This window comes from Melittangium boletus DSM 14713, from assembly GCF_002305855.1.
In the GTDB taxonomy this organism is placed as follows: Bacteria; Myxococcota; Myxococcia; order Myxococcales; family Myxococcaceae; genus Cystobacter; species Cystobacter boletus.
This window is the reverse complement of sequence record NZ_CP022163.1, coordinates 1,826,896-1,842,981: the sequence shown is the minus strand read 5'-3', so window position 1 is coordinate 1,842,981 and position 16,086 is coordinate 1,826,896. Positions and strand designations below refer to the sequence as shown.

The window sequence follows — 16,086 nt, the reverse complement described above, 5'->3', positions numbered from 1 at the left end:
GCTGTTTTCGCCGGGTTCCCCTCGGGTTCGTCCCTGGCACGCCCCGTGCTCTGGGGTGTCCACGACAGGACTTCCCCTGTGCCATGTCGAGCGGTCGGACTCCGGACGGAATGAACGTTTCTCGTCTCGTGGGCGCCGCATGGGAGCGTGTATGTCATTGCTGAGTGAAGTGAAGACCGTGCTGGACAAGCTGGGCCGGGCGGGGTGGCGCAACTACCTGCTGGAGACCCAGGGGCTGGACATCTGCGCGGCGGACCTCGCCGCCGAGCTGTCCCGGGACCTGAACGTCAACCGTGCCATCGACGGGTTCGACGACTTCGCGCCCCAGGGCCGACGCGCCATCGAGCCGGGTGACCCCGCGCGCAGCCTGCTCTACCACGCCCTGGCCAGCCCGGATGTCCGCCCCGCGCTGCCCGACAGCGCCTATCCCTCCTGGACGGACCTGGACTGCCTGGAGAACTACATCTACGGCCTGGCGCCCTTCTCCGAGGCGGACCTGAAGGACGCCGTGGTCGCGGTCTTCGCCTACGAGTACCGCGCCCGGGAGGTGAGCACGCATCGCCAGCATGCCGACCTCGCGTTCTCCCGCACGGGTCTGGCGCGCGTGGGCACCGGCGAGGCCCTCTACAAGGCCCCCGAGCGCGCCTACACCCCCATCACCGTCGACCCGGGCAACATCGCCGTGCTGCCCGCGCGCTACGGCGTCTTCCTCGCGAAGTGGCGCTCGGGCGCGCATGCGGAGCTGTCCCTGCTGGGTGACGAGGTGGCGGGCGACGCCGGGCGCAAGTTCCTCTACCCCATCCGCAAGCTCTTCGCCGGCCCCGAGTGCCTGCCGGGACGCACGCTCTCGGTCCAGTTCGCCGAGTCCCACCGCAGTGAGAAGATCCGGCGCATCATCCAGCGCGCGCCGGGCGCTCGCGTGCCGGAGGGTCTGGACATCAACCGCGCGCCCTATTTCCGGGAGAGCCCCGATCCGGAGCTCGTGCGCATGACACCCGTGGGCGCCACGGTGATGATCAGCGCGCCTCCGGCGCCGCTCGTCCGCGAGGCGTGGCAGGTCAACTCCAAGACGGGCGCCAAGGAGCGCGCCCGCTTCATCGTGCCGCCGCGCGACAACCTCCTCGGCCAGCCCATCAACCGGCACTACACCGCGTTCATGATCCTCGGCAGCCGCCTGGATGCCGCCGCGGAGAAGATCCAGGGTCTGCTCCACCTGAAGAACGTCGTGCCGCGCAATGCCCCCGAGTTCGTCCACATCCGGCGGCAGGTCAACCCCGACCAGAGCATGACGGACCTGAACCAGGAGTTCCCCTCCTACGACGGGCTGGCGAACAAGATCGACGCGGGCGACTACGAGGCGGCGCTGTTCGAGGACGGCGTGTGCGATGGGTGCGTGGCGGCGTTCGTCGATGGGCTCGGCCGGGAACTGCCCGCGCGTCCCGCCTTCTCGGTGGTCGCGGCGCCGAGCTTCTTCCCGCGCGCGACCGAGCTCGACCTGGAGAACTGGACCGAGAAGCACCCCAACCAGTTCGAGGAGGGCAGCGCGCAGCCCCTGTGCGAGGGCCGGCACTACGTGAACCCGCACATCCGCCTGCCCCAGCGCGATGGCCTCCCGAGCGACACGCGGGCCTTCGGCGTGGATGACTCGGTGGTGGCGGTCGTGGGCCGGCCGTACGGCGGACCCAACCGGCCTCCCGAGAAGCAGCCCCTGGTCTACTCCACCCACTTCTTGCCGGACGCGGGCTCGAACGAGTTCTTCCCCGGCTGGGACGTCACCGTCGCCGATGACCGCGAGGGCGTGAAGAAGGAGGGACTGTTCGAGCACGGGCTGTACTACACGACCTTCGGTCTGGGCTCTCCGTACCCCGAGGACGTGAAGTTCTGCTCGGCGGCCAATGGCTTCTGGCCCTCGGCCTCTCCCGACGCGGCGCGCACCTTCCACCGCGTGGACACGCCCACGTCCATCCTGCTGCTGGACCGGGAGCTTGGCCACCACCCCCAGCACCCGGAGGTGCTGTCGGGCCAGGTGAAGTCCGAGCCGGGCTGGGACGGAGGCTACGGGCCCTTCTTCCAGGCGCACGGCGCCCAGGCGGGGGTGAACTACGGCAACCTCAGCCACACCGACTACATCACCGCCTCGCTGGAGCAGCGCTTCGGCCGGGCGTTGTTCGCGGACCTCACCAGCGACGTGCTCATCGAGCGCATGGCGTGCCACCGCAAGTGCATCGAGACCATCGACAAGCGGCCCCAGGGCACCGCGCAGGTGAACACCACCAACTACTGGATGATCACCGCCGAGGAGCGTGACTGGGACACCGTGCCCGGCAGCGAGCTGAAGGGCCGGGGCTACCTGTTCGAGTACGCGCTGGCCACGAAGGACAACCCCGAGGACGTGGCCGGCCAGTACGACCGCGCCTGGCAGGCCATCCAGCCGACCATCTACCGCTGCGAGGTGACGGTGGACGGCGTGGTCCGCACCTCGCTCCGGACCCTGCCGGCCTGACGTCTCACCCTGTTGGAAGGAGCCCTCGCCATGACCGCATTCCAGACCTCAACCGTGGACGTCGTCGTGGTGGGGGCGGGCCCCGCCGGCCTGGCCTCGGCCATCGTGCTCGCGGAGGCGGGCCTCCGGGTCCTCCTCTGCGAGCGCCACCTGGCGCCCCGGGCCACCCCCGCGGAGAGCCTGCATCCAGGATGTGAAACGCTGCTTGAGCGGCTCGGGGTGGGGGATGCGTTCCGGGGCGGGGCCTGGCCCCGGTACACCGGCATCCGGGTGGCGGGCCGGCTCGACCGCTTCGGGGGGGATGCGCGCGGGCCGTGGCTGGGCTTCCATATCCACCGCGAGCGCTTCGAGGCGCTGCTCGAGGCGCGCGCGGTGGCGCTGGGGGTGGAGGTCCGCCGGGGCGTGACGGTCCGGGGCTTGCGGCGGGAAGGAGGCCGGGCGGCGGGGGTGCTCCTGGATGAGGGGGCGGTGGCGGCACGCTGGGTCATCGACGCGACGGGCCGCCAGCACGGGGCCGAGCGGTGGCTGGGCTTGCGGCGGGAGTGCTACTCGGCGCCGCTGGTCGCTTGGCGGGGGGAGGTCGCCGGAGGGCCCATGGACGAGGACGGGGCCGCGCGCTTCGAGCGGCATGGCGAGGGTTGGCTCTGGACGGCCCGGCTGGGACCGGAGGCGTCGACCTGGACGCTGCTCGCGCCCCGGGGTCAGCCTCCGCCCGCGCTGCCCGCGCACCTGGCTGGACTGCCAACCGTGCTGCCTCGCCGGGGCATGGACGTGAGCTGGCGGGCGATGCGGCCGTTGGTGAAGCCGGGCTGCCTCGTGGTGGGCGACGCGGCGGCGGTGTTCGATCCGGCGGCGGGGCAGGGGGTGTTCTTCGCGCTTCGCTCGGGCATCACCGCCGCCGAGACATTGCGCGCGTGCCTCGCCCGGCCCTTCCTGGAAGCGCCACTCCTGGCGGCCTATGACGATTGGGCCCTGCGCCAGGTGGAGTACAAGGTCCACGGCCTGCGCGAGCTGTATCGGGGCCTGGGCATGACGCTCGCGCGGATGGACGCCGAGGCCCTGTCCGCCTGAGTTGGAGGGAGGAGACCCTTCCGCCCACGCTGCCCAGAGAGGGGGTCAAAGGATTCGCGCGACACGACCCGGCACGACACGCGGCGGGAAGGAGGAAAGAGGAAAGGAGGCATGGTCGTCGACGTCAAGACACGTCCATGGTCGATGGTGCCTCCGTCATTCAATGGCCCTGGATGATGGCGCCCCCAACCAGCAGTGGCAGTTGGTGCAGGTTGGCGGTGTTCCCTCGCGCCCACTCGCATCACGGTGAGGGCCGGGGCCTGGACGGTTAAGCGGCGTAAGGGCGGGCCCTGGCCGCTTCAGGGCGTGTACAGCTCGGTAAATGTCATGTCGGAGCAGCCTCCCGTGATGAGGACCTTTCCATTGGGGAGGAGCGTCGCCGTGTGACCAGGTCGCGGGCAGATCGTGGGGGCAATTGGTGACCACCTGTCCAGGGTAGGATCATAGATCTCCGAATCCGGCGGTGTGTCTACGTCCGGCGGCCGCCATTGGTCAACCTTGCCACTCATTGCGAGGATTCTGCCGTCCTCCAATGAAATCAAGGTGTGGTACTTCCGCGGAGCGAGCATGGGCGCTCGCTCCGCGGACGTGATGGCGGATGGATCGTATTCATAGGCGGTGTGTTTGGCCGTATCCTGGCCCTGGCCCCCCGTGATGAACACCTTGCCGTTTGGCAGCGCTGTGGCCGCGTGCCCAGGAAATGCGCCAAAGCCAGAGGGTATCAGCGAGTCGCTCCATGAGTCCGTGGCTGGATCATACAGCTCCGCTCTGCCCCAACCGGTCGTGATGAGGATGTGGCCACTACGCCGCAGCAGTGTGATTTGAGACCAAGAAGACTCGTGGCCGTACTTCATGCAAACAGGGGAGCTCCATGTGTTCGCGATTGGATCGTACACCTGCGACAACATGTTCTTACAATCATTATTGGTCAGGATTGACACACCGGCCACGAGCGCTTTCCCATCGGCCAGCAGCGTCACGATGGCGACGGGAGCCATATACTTCACGCCCATGGGGCCCGTGGCGCTCCAGGTATTCGTGGCGGGGTCGTAGATCTTCGCCTCCTCTTCCCCCACGAAGAGAACCTTACCGTTGAGCAGTGGCAATGCTCCGAGCAGGTATAGAAACTTGGGCCCAGAGCCAAGCTTCCTCCAAGTGTTCGTGGCTGGGTTGTAGACTTGAATGAAAGAGCCAATGAGGAGGACCTTTCCTGTAGACAGCAGGACGGGCCGACCCCGGGGTTCAGGCGAAATCAAGGAGCCCGTCGGAGTCCACCCCGAATGACCCGTTCCGCAGGCGGCATTCGCTCCATCGCAATCCTCATCCGCGGACGTCCAGCACATGTCCGCCTCGGGGAGCCGTTGACCCCGGCAGGTGACGGTGCCGAACAGATCGCACTCGATGGTGCCCGCCCGGCAGATGCCGACCCCCTCCGTTCCACTGGGGCCGCCATAGCAAGGTTGGCCTTGCTTGTCCGAACAGTGGCAGTCCTCGTTCACCACTCCGTCACAGTCATCATCGAAGGGGGTGTAACAGTCCTCCGTGACGGGGAGCACCTCTCCCTCGCAGTCGCTCCATTTCGTTCCACTGACGTCACACCAGCGACGACTGGTCTGGCACACGCCCTGGTTCTCGGTTCCCTCGGGGCCCGAATACGCACACACCACGGAAGCGCCCGGGGTGCAGATGAGCTCCGGCAGGACGAGTTGGACCGGAGTGCACGCGCCGCCTCCACACGTGGCTGCATCGGCGCGTGCTGTCACCGTCACCCGCTCCGAGAGCGGCTGGCTTGGCGGTCCCGCCAGGAGGTGGGCCGTGCCCCCCCGCTTGAGCTCGACACAGGCATGGCCGCTCGCAGTGGTGAATGACGTCAGGCTCGCACCGGTGTAGCTGACACCCTGGGCGCTCACCGCGACGTTCTTCACGGGCACGCCCTTGTTGTCCACGACCAGCACGTCTACGCAGCTCTTGTCCGTCCAGGGCGCATCCGCGTTCCACCAGGTGAAGTGCTTCACCGAGGCGACCCACGCCCGCCTCCCGGGGTGCGTGGGCGAGGCCTCGATGGAGCCCAACCCCTCCTCCCGCCACTGACCCGCGTCCAGGTCGAACCACCAGGCGGGCACGAGCTCTCCCTCGGCGTAGCGACTGGCCAGGGACTCGGGCAACAGGAACTCCAGGGTGGCCGTCTTGCCCGGTGCCAGTTGGGCGGGGGCACCGCCGCTCCACAGGCTCACCTCCGCCATGAACAAGCTCTCCAGTTGCACGGTCGCGCCCGCCTCGGAGGAGAAGCCCTCCAGGGGGCCGGGCATGGCGGCCAACTGGCGCGTGGGGTCCAACGCCGCGACGGTGAGGGTCACGCTGCCCGTGACGGGCTGCCCCAGGGCGTCGACGACGGCGTTGGGCGGCAGGCTGATGTGCACCTGCTCCGTCTGCAGGACACCTCCCTCCGTGGCCTCGAAGGTGATGGAGTCGGTGAGGGGCAGCAGCGTCACTTGGGTGCCCACGTGGGCGCCCGCTTGGGTCTCCACCGTCGCCGTGGCGGAAGCGAAGCCGGGTGCGTCCACGCGAACGAAGAAGCGGCCGGGGGGAAGGTTCTCGAAGAGATGATGGCCCGAGCCATCCAGCGAGACGACCACCCCCTGTGTGGAGATGGCGGCTCCAGGGACGGGCTTGCCCGAGGTGTCAATCACCTGGAGCAGCACGCTGGTGCCCGCGGGCTCGGAGTGGGGAGTTGTTGTCTCCCCCTCGAGAGGTGGGGGTGGGGGTGCAGGCGACTCCTCCGGGGGGGCCGGAGGGACATCCGCACAGCCGAGACTGGCGAGGCTCAACACGCCCATCAGTCCACAGAGCACCAGGGACGCGGACGCACCATGCCTTCCCCACGAGGAGTGATGCAACCGCTCCCATCGCCGCGCGAGACCATTCATGTCGGATTCCCCCCAGTGGGAGGGGAGTTATACAGATTCCGCGCGAAAAGGATTCACCTTGGGTGCTGTTGTGATCGGGATGAAACACATCCGAAGGCATAGGAGCCCTGGCTCTCCTCGCCAGCGACGCCTCTGGCGGGTGGATTCCCCTTCATCTCCTGAACATATACCTGTGCGCGAGCTTACGTCCCATGTGTGAATGAAATCACAGATGTGTTCTGGAGGAATCGTTCACGACGCGTTCCTCCCGGAGTGAGCCCACGCGTTGTCTTCTCGCACTCCGGACGTGAAGGAAACGCATGCGCAGACATTTCCTCGGGCCTGAATTCACCTCCCTGCTCGTTCTGAGCCTGCTGGCTGCCCTCCCTGATGTGGATTCGGCCATGGCCCAGACGAAAAGCAGCCCCACGACATCCCTTTCCGCGCGGCCTGCGGCGAAGGATCCCGACAAGATTTGCAAGAACTCTTCCCAACACGGCAGGGGCGCCACCTCCAACTCCACGGGCTCAGCCCATTGCTCGGCGAAGCGCCCCCGCGCTCTCCCCATTTCCTCGCGCCCCCACTGCGTTCCGCCGGGCCGGTAGCACCTTGTGGGCCAACTTCAAGCCTTCGAAAAGACGTGAGGAACGGTCGGTGACCCGTCTCCGTCGAGCCTCATTCTCGCTCGAGTTCCTCATTTCGAGTCCTTTGACACCGTCTCCGGGTCTCCGGGCGCGTTTTGACTTGGCGGCAGGGTCCTCGGAAGGAGCGCCGGAGGTGTGCGCTAGCGCGGACGAGCCGACGACGGGCTGGATTGGGCCTGGAGCTACAGCTACACGCGCACCGAGGAGACTCACCCGGCAGGCGTGGCTGTGCGGCTGGGCCTCTCTAACCCCGGCACGGAGCCCTGGACGCTGGCGGGGGCGGCGCTGGTGGACTCGACGGGGAAAGAGGTGGAGCTTACCCGGTGGCAAAAGGCACCCATTCCCGCGAATGGCGCCGGTGCCGTCGTGGTGGGCATCAAGGGGCTGCGCGTCCGCCAATCTCCGGGAAGCGCTCGTAGGCCCGTTTAAGCGCGTCCAGGTGGGCGGGGTTGTCCAGGTCGAGCGGCGCGTCGGTGAGCTGCACGACCCACCCGCCCGTTGCGGTACGCCGCGCCCGTGAGAGCAGCTCGGCGTCGCGGAGCGGGTCCGGGAAGCCGATGGTCCGTGCAGCGGCGTCTGACCAGTAGTTCAGCCACCCAAGGCGATGCGGAATCTCTGGCAAGCGCATGGCACTAGGAGACCTGATCACCGGCAGGCCACGGGGAGGCGGCTCCAGGTCGTCTGGCCGATTCTTCGTCTGGCGTGCAATGTCCACCCCCGCGCTGAACGGCGTCGCGTGCCCCCAGAACGCGCGTGCTTCCTCCGCCACGGCCTCTAGCAAAGCCGCCGCGGCCGCGATGCCATCTGCGGACAGAGGCACTGACACATGGAATTCAAACTGTGCCCGACCGCCAGGGGAAATCGCCGCCGGTTTCCCCCATCCCATGACGCTCACTCGGAGGTTGTCATCGATGCTGCGCAGAGTCGGAAATTCCCCGCGCTTACTCTCACGGGCAACAAGTGCATCACGATCCTGTAACGGGACAAGTTGTCCCTCGTCAGAAATCATGAGCCCGATGCACAAGCCAGGAACTGCGCTTTCCATTCCATGAACAACAGCCAAAGGACGGCCATCATTGGCCGTAAGCGCAGGCGCGTAGACGATCATGGTCATCTGGTCTTTTCGTGTGGCGGACATTTCAGCACCAATCCATGAGGACGATAACGCCCTGGAGTTGCGGTTCCTCGATTTCCAGCATGGCCTTGTGTGTTGCGCTTCGCACACCGACCCGGAAGTCAAATCCACATGCCCTCGCAAGCTCACGCTCGATCAGGAAGTCATGCACATTTTTTCTGATCACAATGTTTTGAAGTTCTGGCGGGTACGAGCCGAAGTTATCAGTCTTCACCTCCCAAAGCACGCCCGCGACAACCTGCAACGCGTCGAAAGCCTTGCCGTTCACCAGCGCGTTGGCCCCACGGTAGGCGTTGAACTTGATTCCGTCAGCACACTGATTGTGCAGCCTATTTCCACCCTTGGGCGGCACCCGTTGGGGCTTGCACTCCGGGCGGCGCTCTCGCTCCGTGACTTCGGTTGGCCCCACGGGAGGGAAATCCGGTCCTTTGGGCTCCGGCTTGGGCCTTTTTTTCGGCGAGGGCTTCGGCGGGGCGGGCTTTGTTTCAGGCACAGGGCGCGTTTCTGGCGCGGGCCTCCCTTTCTCGGGATCGCCCCAGCTCAGCTCATACGCATCCAGTGCTTCCTTGATGGCGAAGCCTACCACCACCACGCCCGCGACGATCACCGCTCCCACGACGAGCTCCGGGGCCGCGAGGACGCAGACTCCGAGCCCCATGGCAGCGGCGCCCGTAGAGGCCACCGCGCATCGTCCCGTGGTGTCGTGAAACTCGAGCCGATCATGGTCGAGGGCATGAAAGCACCGCTCCGCCAGCACGGGCCAGGGCTCGGAAGATTCGCGGACGGCGCAACGCCCACCGTCCGTCCACGGCAGCGTCGCCGCTCGCCGGAGATTGGCGTGTCTCGGGTCACGGGCCGCTGGCTCTCTTGGGCTGGGCGCTGACGTAGCGCAGGCGGAGACATAGAGCAGAAGTGCGATGCACGCTCGGAAACGCATGGTGACGTCCTCCAACTGATCTAGGACCCAAGCAGAGGGGCGCGGACGGCGTGCGTGGCTGTGGCTGGTGGCCTGCGCACTGTTGGCCGAATCTGTTCACCGAAAGCCGTTCCCAGACAGGAGCCACGGTCCGGTGCCCACTCGCACGGGAGAACTTGGAAGGATTCACCGCATGCCCTCCGCCCAACAAGTTCTCACCGAGATCACCCAGGCATTGGCGCCCACGAATGAAGCACTGCGCACGCACCCCTATCCGGAAGCACTCGCGCGCGGCGAGCTGCCCCTCACCGTCCTGCGCGATTTCGTCGGCCACCAGTACCACGTCGTCAAGAGCGACCTGCGCTCCATGTCCCTCCTGGTGCACCGCTTCGCGGACGAGCCGGCGTACGACTTCATGTACGGCCTGTTCCAGGGGGAGGTGTCCGCCCAGCGCTCCCTGTTGAAGCTCGCGGCGAGGCTCGGCCTGGACGAGCGGGAATTGGAGCGCTACGAGCCCCAATCCGAAGGCTTCGCCTACGCCGCGTACCTGGCCCTCGCCGCGGCGCAAGGCTCAGCCGCGGAGCTCGCGTGCGCCCTGTACGTCAACTTCCACGCCTGGGGGGACAACTGCCAGCGGCTCTCGGCGGCGCTGCACCGGCGAGGCTTCACCGCCGAGGACACGGCCTTCCTGGATGCCTTCGCGGTCCATCCCCCGTCCGAACAGCAGGTGCTCGTGCTCATCCAGGATGGGCTCGACCGGGGGGTGACCCCGAGAGCTCTTCACCGAGCGACCCGGCTGTTTCAGGCCTACGAGAAGCTGTTCTGGGACACATTGCTCGCGCTCGGGCGCGATGTCCCTTCGCCGTGAAGCCCAGGGGCGCGGGTTCCACGAGTTCTTCGAGCAGGGCCGCCCGCGTGGACTGCTCGGGCAGGCCCTGCGTCCGCCTCGTCCGGTTACTTCTTCTTGACCCGGAACGACGAGGTCAGGTCGTTGAAGTTGTACTGCCCCAGGTTCGGGACATCGCAACCACACGACAGAGCGCTGCCTGCGAAATTGATGTCGTTGAACACCGTCCACTCGTAGCCAGAGCCCACCCGGATGGAGGAGATACGGTCATTCCACAGAGAGCCGAACCAGGCGCTGTCGCCGGTCGTGCAGAAGCGCTCCCCCTTGTAGTCGGCGTCGGAATAGAAGCAGACGCCCGTGACGGCACTTCCGCTGTAGATGGCGGCGATGGCACCGAGGTCGCCGCCGCTGAAGCTGTTGATGCCGTCGTTGCCGACCCGCTCCGCGGGGAAGCCCGTCTTGGGAACGTAATCCCAACGGCCGTTCACGAAGTAATTGCGGTAGTGCATCATCGACTCGAAGTCGTACGAGCCGAGGGGAACGCCGGCCGAGCCCCGGTCGATTGCATTCTGGCTGCCACCCGCATTGACGGTGACCCAGGAATCGCGGTCTTGACGCACCTGCTCGTGCGCCAGTCCCACCGCGTGGCCCAGCTCATGTCGGGCGGGGTTCACACCGCAGCCACTGCCCAGCGACAGATCCTGCCGGCCCCCGATCTTACCGACGTAGCTCCAGCATCCATCCGCGGTGACGATCCGCACGTAGTCGGCCTGGTTGGTCCGGGGCACCCAGCGGATGGTGGTCTTCGCGTCATAGTCCGCCTTGGCGCCCGCGAACGCCGAGCGCGTTTCCGCCGACGCGGCGGGGTCGATCTCGTAGGGAATGACACCCCCTGGCCACTTCTGACCGGTGGCGTTGACGATGCCAGAGCCCATGGGCTGCATTCGCGTGTCGCCATCCAGCCGCAGGATCACCTGCTTGTCCGCGCTGATCACCCGCGTGCCAGAAACCTCACCGATCACTTGATCGCCGACGAAGGCATAGCCGCCCTTGAGCACCGCCGTGGCGGGCTCTTCCTGGCCGGCCAGCCGTACCTGGAAGGTCTGTCCTTTCGGGTACTGGGAGTTGTACACGGCATCGTTTTCCAGATCGCGCGCGTGCTCGCTCGCCTCGTTCGAGCCGGGCGCTGGGAGCTGCTGCGCGGCCTCCTGTTCTCCACACGCGGTGCTCAGCAAACCCAAGGCAAGAAAAGCGGTGTGACGCATTGCGCGATTGAGCATGTTGTCTCCTTCAAGACGTGTGGCGCGGCCTGACGCGCAGGTCCCGCGCTTTCTCGAACCCTACTGACACGAGTGACTAATCAATTGCCATAAACCAGCAAAACCAGCAATTGGTGTTTATGGAAAAAGAGCGGACAATGCTGGTTTCCTGTGTCGTTGGAAAAATCGCCTTGGGCTGTGCGTGGAATCGCGCGCTGGTCCTCCGCGAGTCGAAGGAGGACGGCGGTCTACGGGGTGCCCGTCATGGTGCCCAACTGGGTGGGCTCGAACGTGACCCGGTGGCCTCCGTCCCGCGCGTGTCTTGCGGGCAAACGCGGGCGTCGGCAGGATGAGCCACCAGGGAGAGGTGCGATGACGATGAACGGCCGGTGCCCTCGCGGCGCGCTCAGCGGTGCGGACGAGGCGGAGATGTTCCACGTCGCGGTGCCGCCGACGTTCGCGCGGTTTTCCGGAGGCCCGTCATGAGCGGCGATGCCATCGCGACATGGCACGCCTATGTGGCGACGCGTGCTCCGGCGACGCTCGATGCGTTGCTCGCCGATGAGGTGGTGTTTCGCTCGCCCGCGGTCCATACGGCCCAGCAGGGCAAGGCGCTCACCGCGAAGTATCTGACCGCGGCGCTGGAGGTGCTCGGCGGCGACGACTTCCGTTATACGGGCGAGTGGCGCGCGGAAGGCTCCGCGGTGCTCGAGTTCCGGACCCAGGTCGACGGGCTGGAGGTCCACGGAATCGACATGATCACCTGGGGGGCCGGCGGGCGCATCACGGAGTTCACGGTGATGATCCGGCCGCTCAAGGCGCTCAACGCCGTGGTTGCCCGGATGGGGGCGGCGTTGAGCAAGTGAGCGCCGCTCGCCCAGGTCACTCGATCGTGGACTGAGTGACCACGATGGGCGTATCCGCGTGACTCGATATCTGGGGATACGTCGCGTACCACGAGCCACCGGTGTTGTTCCGGATGACCGAGCGGTCGATGCGGATGTCTCCCGAGTGGTCATTGCTGACGAAGAAGATGGCGCTGCCGTGGGCGTTGACCTCGTTGTGCTCGATTCGCGTGCCGCAGAGGGAGAGCGTCATCGTGTTGCCGTCGTTGTAGATGGCCCCGCCGCTGCCTCCGCCCGGCGTGCCCGCCTTCGGGGGATTCGCGCCGTTGCCGATGGCCCGGTTGTGGGAGAAGAGGCTGTTGATGAGGGTCCACGACACGCCGATGCTGCTGATGCCGCCACCGTTGGAGCAGGCCCCACCGTAGCCCTGCTTGCCGCCAAAGGTCGTGTTCACCACGTAGACGGGCCGGCCCTCGTACTGGCTGAACACACGCAGGGCGCCGCCCCCGACGTCGGGCCCGACCTCCGCGCAGACGTTGTTGAAGAAGCGGGAGTTGATGACCTTCACGCGCCCACCGCGCACCCAGACCGCCCCGCCTCCGTCGAACTCCGTCTCGCTCTTGGAGTTGGCGTCCACGAACGTCAGGTTCTGGAGCGTCAGCCGGGGATGGTCCTGGTTCTGGCAGTGGGAGGTCGTCCACCCCTGTGCCTTGTCGCAGGTGTTCATGTACAGGATGCGGTGCTTGCCCGCTCCGCTGAGCGTCACCAGGCCCTTGCCGTCGATGACGATCTCCGGCCCCTTGTTATTGAAGATCTTCGCTGTCCTGTCGAGCGTGAGGGTGACGGGCTCCGGTCCGCAGTCGAACGTGATGACTCCGCCCCGGGCCACGGCGTCGACGAAGGCCGCGCTGGTACAACTCGCCGGAGTTCCCGTACCGACAACGGTGGTGGGTTTGGAGACGTCGGCGAGGCCCGCCTCGACCGGGACGGCGCACGTGGCTTCCGCATTCGGATTGCCAGCGGGCGGCCCATCCTTGGGATGGGTCAGCGGGTTGGGCACGTCCACGCCCGGCTCGTCGCTCGAGCAGCCGGAAGCGCAGGCGAGTGCGACCCCCGCGGCCAGGAAGAGGAGGGTGGGGGCGGGACCGCGACGAAGTCTCTTTGGGTGCATGACGCCAGTGTATAGGGGCCACGCCCTGGTCTGAACATATGACCCCTCCCGCTCCTCCACGACGCGGACTTCCTGCCTGTACCCGCCGTTGGCATCGGGCGGGAAAAGCGGCTAGATGTGGCCATATGCTGGATCGCACCTGCCTCGAAAACATAGACGGGCGCTCACCGCCTTGGACTCGATGGATATGAAAGAGCGTGCATCCAGGGCGAGGAGAACTGGGCGGCTGATGGGTGTTCTGGTGGTGCTCGGAATCACCCTCAGCGCCTATGCGCAGCCGCCCTCCTCCAGGTTACCTGGTCGTAAATCTGAATCCGCCGAGCCCTGGGGTGCCTTTCTGGGCCGAGCCGCACATGACGCCATTGGCAGGCAGTACCGCATACAACACCCCACCAATCTGATCTTCCTGGGCACCATCGATCTCTCCACCATTATACGAGAGGGGAAGTTGGGAGATCCCAATCGTCTCTCCGCGCTCGTCAAACGCCTGCGCCCGGACATCACCGATACGGACGCATTGGTGCTCTTCGAGGTCAAGCCGGACAATGAAGTGGGACGTCGAATGGGGCGAGAGCAGGCGGGACGCTACTTGGCCGCGCTCAACGCAGCCATCGAGCCCAACAAGCACCTCTCGGGAGGTACCCACTTTGACGGCTCGCTCTTTATCGAGTTCGAGGGAGGAGGAGCCCTCTGGCAGTTGGCTTGGCGCACACCGGAACCGGGGGTGACGCTCTACCGCTGGAGTTCCCGACGCCCAAAGCCCAACACCTCATGGCAGGAACGCGCGGCCCAAAAGGAAGAGCAACTATCCCAGGAGGAAGTGGAAAAGCGCGGTGAACTGGCCGAGCGGGTGCTCCGGGCGGCCTATGAAGGAAGTGAATGGCCCAGCGGGTTCCGAGGCCAGGTCTACCTCCCTGTGGATTGCCCTTGAGAAAGCGGGGCGTGTCCCTCTCCTTTGGCGCGAACCCTCCCTCCATGGCAGGGCCAGGACCATGACCGTGTCTCAGCCCCCGATGCTTGAATTTCCAGCGATGCTCCATGGCTCCATTGGCGACATCCGTCGCCAAGTCAATGCCAGTGGTCGGGCATGGGCTCGGGAGTATCTCAAAACGGGTTGCTTTACCCCGCATCGGCGCATGCTCCAGGTGTCGTCCAACGAAGTGCTGATCATGCACTCGGGGGCGGACTCCAGCCTCGTCCCTCGCCCACGCTGGCGTCTTTATATGCTCCACAGCATCTTCACGAGCTTGAATGAAGGCGTACCGGACGAGGAGCGACAGCGCATGGAGGAGGCCTTCGAGTCCTTCTGCCTGAGTACCCCGTGGGGAGCTCTCGGTCATGCGGTGTCACCTCTCTCTCCGCGAAGTGCGGAGCGCATGGCCCGGCGGCTCGGCGCGCTGCTTCGCTTCTGGGAGGTGCTCCGGCGCCCGCGCTATGCGTTCTGGTTCGATCGGCCGTACACGCTCGAGGAGCTGATCGAGGACATTTACGGCCTGACGCTGGCGGCATGGTGCCCCGAGGGTCCCGCCCCGGTGCACGAGCATCTGGCACGGATGGTAGAGCGCATGGCGCGTGCCACCCGAGAGGATTGCATGCAGGCCGTGCTCCGGGTGATCCCCGCTTTGGTGCGGGCGAATGCCGATCTCCAGCACCGCGAGGAACTCAGCGACACGGACTTCCTCCGCGAGCGCCTCGCCGCACTTTCCCCAGAAGACTGGGAGGATGTCTCCAGTGCCCACCGCTACGCGCTGAACGGACAATTGTACGCTTGGGACAGACAGTTGGGTCAGCATTGACTCATCTCGCCTCGGATGCCCCGCCCGCTGCGGGCGCATCGAGGGTGACTCAAGGAAAGATTATCCCCGAAAGTGTAGTCACTTGCGTCTCTGCCTTGTCCCAGAGTTTGAGCATACATGGGCCAGGGGGAACGCTGCCTGGCAACTCCACCTCGACTAGGATTCGTCCTAGGCCCCCGGGTGGAATGGGCTCGGGCGGCCACACCTCGGCGGTCCACTCGCCATTCGGCGTGACGAGTCGTGCGTTCGAGGGCGCCCATGTCTCCGTGCCCTCATTCTTCAATTTCAGGTCCACCGCCAGTCGCATCCTGGGGTTGCGACTGTTTCCGTTCGGAGCCCGGTAGCTGGTGGCTTGTTGCACGAGGAATGCATCTCCTTGGCGAGTGACTACGTCGAAGGTGATGAGCTTGCCGAAGACGCCTTTTCGAGTGAGTTGCTTTGCTGCGAGCAGGCCCATGAGGCCCGGCGGTTTGTCGCGCGCGGTGCGCTCCTGGTTCAACTCCACCTGACATCGCTGGAGTCGTGCTCGAGCCTCCTCTGCCTCTCGTTGGTAGGCGACGGCAGGACGAGGCTGCCTGTAAACCTCCCATTGTGACTCCGCTTGAGGCGACACCAAGAGAGAGAAGTCCATACTTATCGGTTCAGCCCCGTCCGCGAACCGGATGGCCAGTTTCATGCGTTTTCCCAGTGGGAGATTGCTGGAGGGCATCAGGGTGAGCAGCAGTCCATCGTCCGACAGGATGACCTGTCGGAATGACTCCTTCGCTTCGAGCACGAGCCCTTCACGCTGGACAGGTGTATCAAACGTCATCATGAGGCCGCGTCCTGGACTGATGCGCACCTCTTGGGGCTGGTGTTGCGTGTCCGCTGTCACTGTGAGGCGGGGGGCACCGGACAGCTGATCTGAACCGGTTCGAGGCGGCAACGGCTTGGGAGCGCTCGCGAGGAAGAGCAGGGCGAGGACCGTGACGGGAGCGGACATGAAAGGGAGAC

The 16,086-nt window shown here is 66.0% G+C and carries 12 protein-coding genes; 6 read left to right on the top strand and 6 right to left on the bottom strand.

Annotation, left to right across the window (positions count from 1 at the left end; all coding sequences use genetic code 11):
* Positions 1 to 151: 151 nt before the first annotated feature.
* Complete coding sequence (locus MEBOL_RS07770; RefSeq protein WP_095976820.1) at positions 152 to 2,503, top strand: hypothetical protein; 2,352 nt, start codon at positions 152 to 154, stop codon at positions 2,501 to 2,503.
* A 30-nt stretch (positions 2,504 to 2,533) separates the two neighbouring features.
* On the top strand, positions 2,534 to 3,574 hold the full coding sequence (locus MEBOL_RS07765) for an NAD(P)/FAD-dependent oxidoreductase (protein ID WP_095976819.1): 1,041 nt from the start codon (positions 2,534 to 2,536) through the stop codon (positions 3,572 to 3,574).
* A gap of 299 nt (positions 3,575 to 3,873) precedes the next feature.
* Here the strand turns inward: MEBOL_RS07765 and MEBOL_RS07760 are convergent, their stop codons facing one another.
* The 3 genes from MEBOL_RS07760 to MEBOL_RS07750 all read right to left on the bottom strand — a co-directional run bounded on the left by MEBOL_RS07760 (position 3,874) and on the right by MEBOL_RS07750 (position 9,016).
* Complete coding sequence (locus MEBOL_RS07760; RefSeq protein WP_095976818.1) at positions 3,874 to 6,501, bottom strand: carboxypeptidase regulatory-like domain-containing protein; 2,628 nt, start codon at positions 6,499 to 6,501, stop codon at positions 3,874 to 3,876.
* Positions 6,502 to 7,500: 999 nt separating this feature from the next.
* Positions 7,501 to 8,232 carry a DUF5953 family protein gene (locus tag MEBOL_RS40985; RefSeq protein WP_157774804.1) on the bottom strand — a complete coding sequence of 244 codons (732 nt, stop codon included), beginning with the start codon at positions 8,230 to 8,232 and terminating at the stop codon, positions 7,501 to 7,503.
* 31 nt (positions 8,233 to 8,263) lie between these two features.
* Positions 8,264 to 9,016 (bottom strand): DUF6310 domain-containing protein, encoded by a 753-nt coding sequence (locus MEBOL_RS07750; RefSeq protein ID WP_342747747.1) that lies wholly within the window; start codon positions 9,014 to 9,016, stop codon positions 8,264 to 8,266.
* 352 nt (positions 9,017 to 9,368) lie between these two features.
* Between MEBOL_RS07750 and MEBOL_RS07745 the strand changes: the two genes are divergently transcribed.
* A complete protein-coding gene (locus MEBOL_RS07745) occupies positions 9,369 to 10,043 on the top strand; it encodes a thiaminase II/PqqC family protein (protein WP_095976815.1) in 675 nt (224 codons plus the stop codon).
* An 86-nt stretch (positions 10,044 to 10,129) separates the two neighbouring features.
* Here MEBOL_RS07745 and MEBOL_RS07740 read toward each other — a convergent pair whose 3' ends face one another.
* Positions 10,130 to 11,302 (bottom strand): M12 family metallopeptidase, encoded by a 1,173-nt coding sequence (locus MEBOL_RS07740; protein WP_095976814.1) that lies wholly within the window; start codon positions 11,300 to 11,302, stop codon positions 10,130 to 10,132.
* A 461-nt stretch (positions 11,303 to 11,763) separates the two neighbouring features.
* Between MEBOL_RS07740 and MEBOL_RS07735 the strand changes: the two genes are divergently transcribed.
* A complete protein-coding gene (locus MEBOL_RS07735; protein ID WP_095976813.1) occupies positions 11,764 to 12,147 on the top strand; it encodes a nuclear transport factor 2 family protein in 384 nt (127 codons plus the stop codon).
* 16 nt (positions 12,148 to 12,163) lie between these two features.
* Here MEBOL_RS07735 and MEBOL_RS07730 read toward each other — a convergent pair whose 3' ends face one another.
* Positions 12,164 to 13,297, bottom strand: a complete 1,134-nt coding sequence (locus MEBOL_RS07730; RefSeq protein ID WP_095976812.1) for a hypothetical protein — start codon at positions 13,295 to 13,297, stop codon at positions 12,164 to 12,166.
* 229 nt (positions 13,298 to 13,526) lie between these two features.
* Here MEBOL_RS07730 and MEBOL_RS07725 point away from each other — a divergent pair, with 229 nt between their 5' ends.
* Complete coding sequence (locus MEBOL_RS07725; protein ID WP_245919536.1) at positions 13,527 to 14,228, top strand: hypothetical protein; 702 nt, start codon at positions 13,527 to 13,529, stop codon at positions 14,226 to 14,228.
* A 61-nt stretch (positions 14,229 to 14,289) separates the two neighbouring features.
* Positions 14,290 to 15,093, top strand: coding sequence for a hypothetical protein (locus tag MEBOL_RS07720; protein ID WP_095976810.1), 804 nt, complete (start codon positions 14,290 to 14,292; stop codon positions 15,091 to 15,093).
* 49 nt (positions 15,094 to 15,142) lie between these two features.
* Here the strand turns inward: MEBOL_RS07720 and MEBOL_RS07715 are convergent, their stop codons facing one another.
* Entirely contained in the window at positions 15,143 to 16,075 is a 933-nt protein-coding gene (locus MEBOL_RS07715; RefSeq protein ID WP_095976809.1) for a DUF2381 family protein, read from the bottom strand.
* Positions 16,076 to 16,086: the final 11 nt, after the last annotated feature.

Excerpts from the sequence above, each read along its gene's own strand:
- MEBOL_RS07770 (WP_095976820.1), top strand. The coding sequence starts at position 152 with ATGTCATTGCTGAGTGAAGTGAAGACCGTGCTGGACAAGCTGGGCCGG.
- MEBOL_RS07720 (WP_095976810.1), top strand. The coding sequence starts at position 14,290 with ATGACCGTGTCTCAGCCCCCGATGCTTGAATTTCCAGCGATGCTCCAT.
- MEBOL_RS07730 (WP_095976812.1), bottom strand. The coding sequence starts at position 13,297 with ATGCACCCAAAGAGACTTCGTCGCGGTCCCGCCCCCACCCTCCTCTTC.
- MEBOL_RS07760 (WP_095976818.1), bottom strand. The coding sequence starts at position 6,501 with ATGAATGGTCTCGCGCGGCGATGGGAGCGGTTGCATCACTCCTCGTGG.
- MEBOL_RS07735 (WP_095976813.1), top strand. The coding sequence starts at position 11,764 with ATGAGCGGCGATGCCATCGCGACATGGCACGCCTATGTGGCGACGCGT.
- MEBOL_RS40985 (WP_157774804.1), bottom strand. The coding sequence starts at position 8,232 with ATGATCGTCTACGCGCCTGCGCTTACGGCCAATGATGGCCGTCCTTTG.
- MEBOL_RS07715 (WP_095976809.1), bottom strand. The coding sequence starts at position 16,075 with ATGTCCGCTCCCGTCACGGTCCTCGCCCTGCTCTTCCTCGCGAGCGCT.
- MEBOL_RS07765 (WP_095976819.1), top strand. The coding sequence starts at position 2,534 with ATGACCGCATTCCAGACCTCAACCGTGGACGTCGTCGTGGTGGGGGCG.
- MEBOL_RS07725 (WP_245919536.1), top strand. The coding sequence starts at position 13,527 with ATGGGTGTTCTGGTGGTGCTCGGAATCACCCTCAGCGCCTATGCGCAG.
- MEBOL_RS07740 (WP_095976814.1), bottom strand. The coding sequence starts at position 11,302 with ATGCTCAATCGCGCAATGCGTCACACCGCTTTTCTTGCCTTGGGTTTG.
- MEBOL_RS07745 (WP_095976815.1), top strand. The coding sequence starts at position 9,369 with ATGCCCTCCGCCCAACAAGTTCTCACCGAGATCACCCAGGCATTGGCG.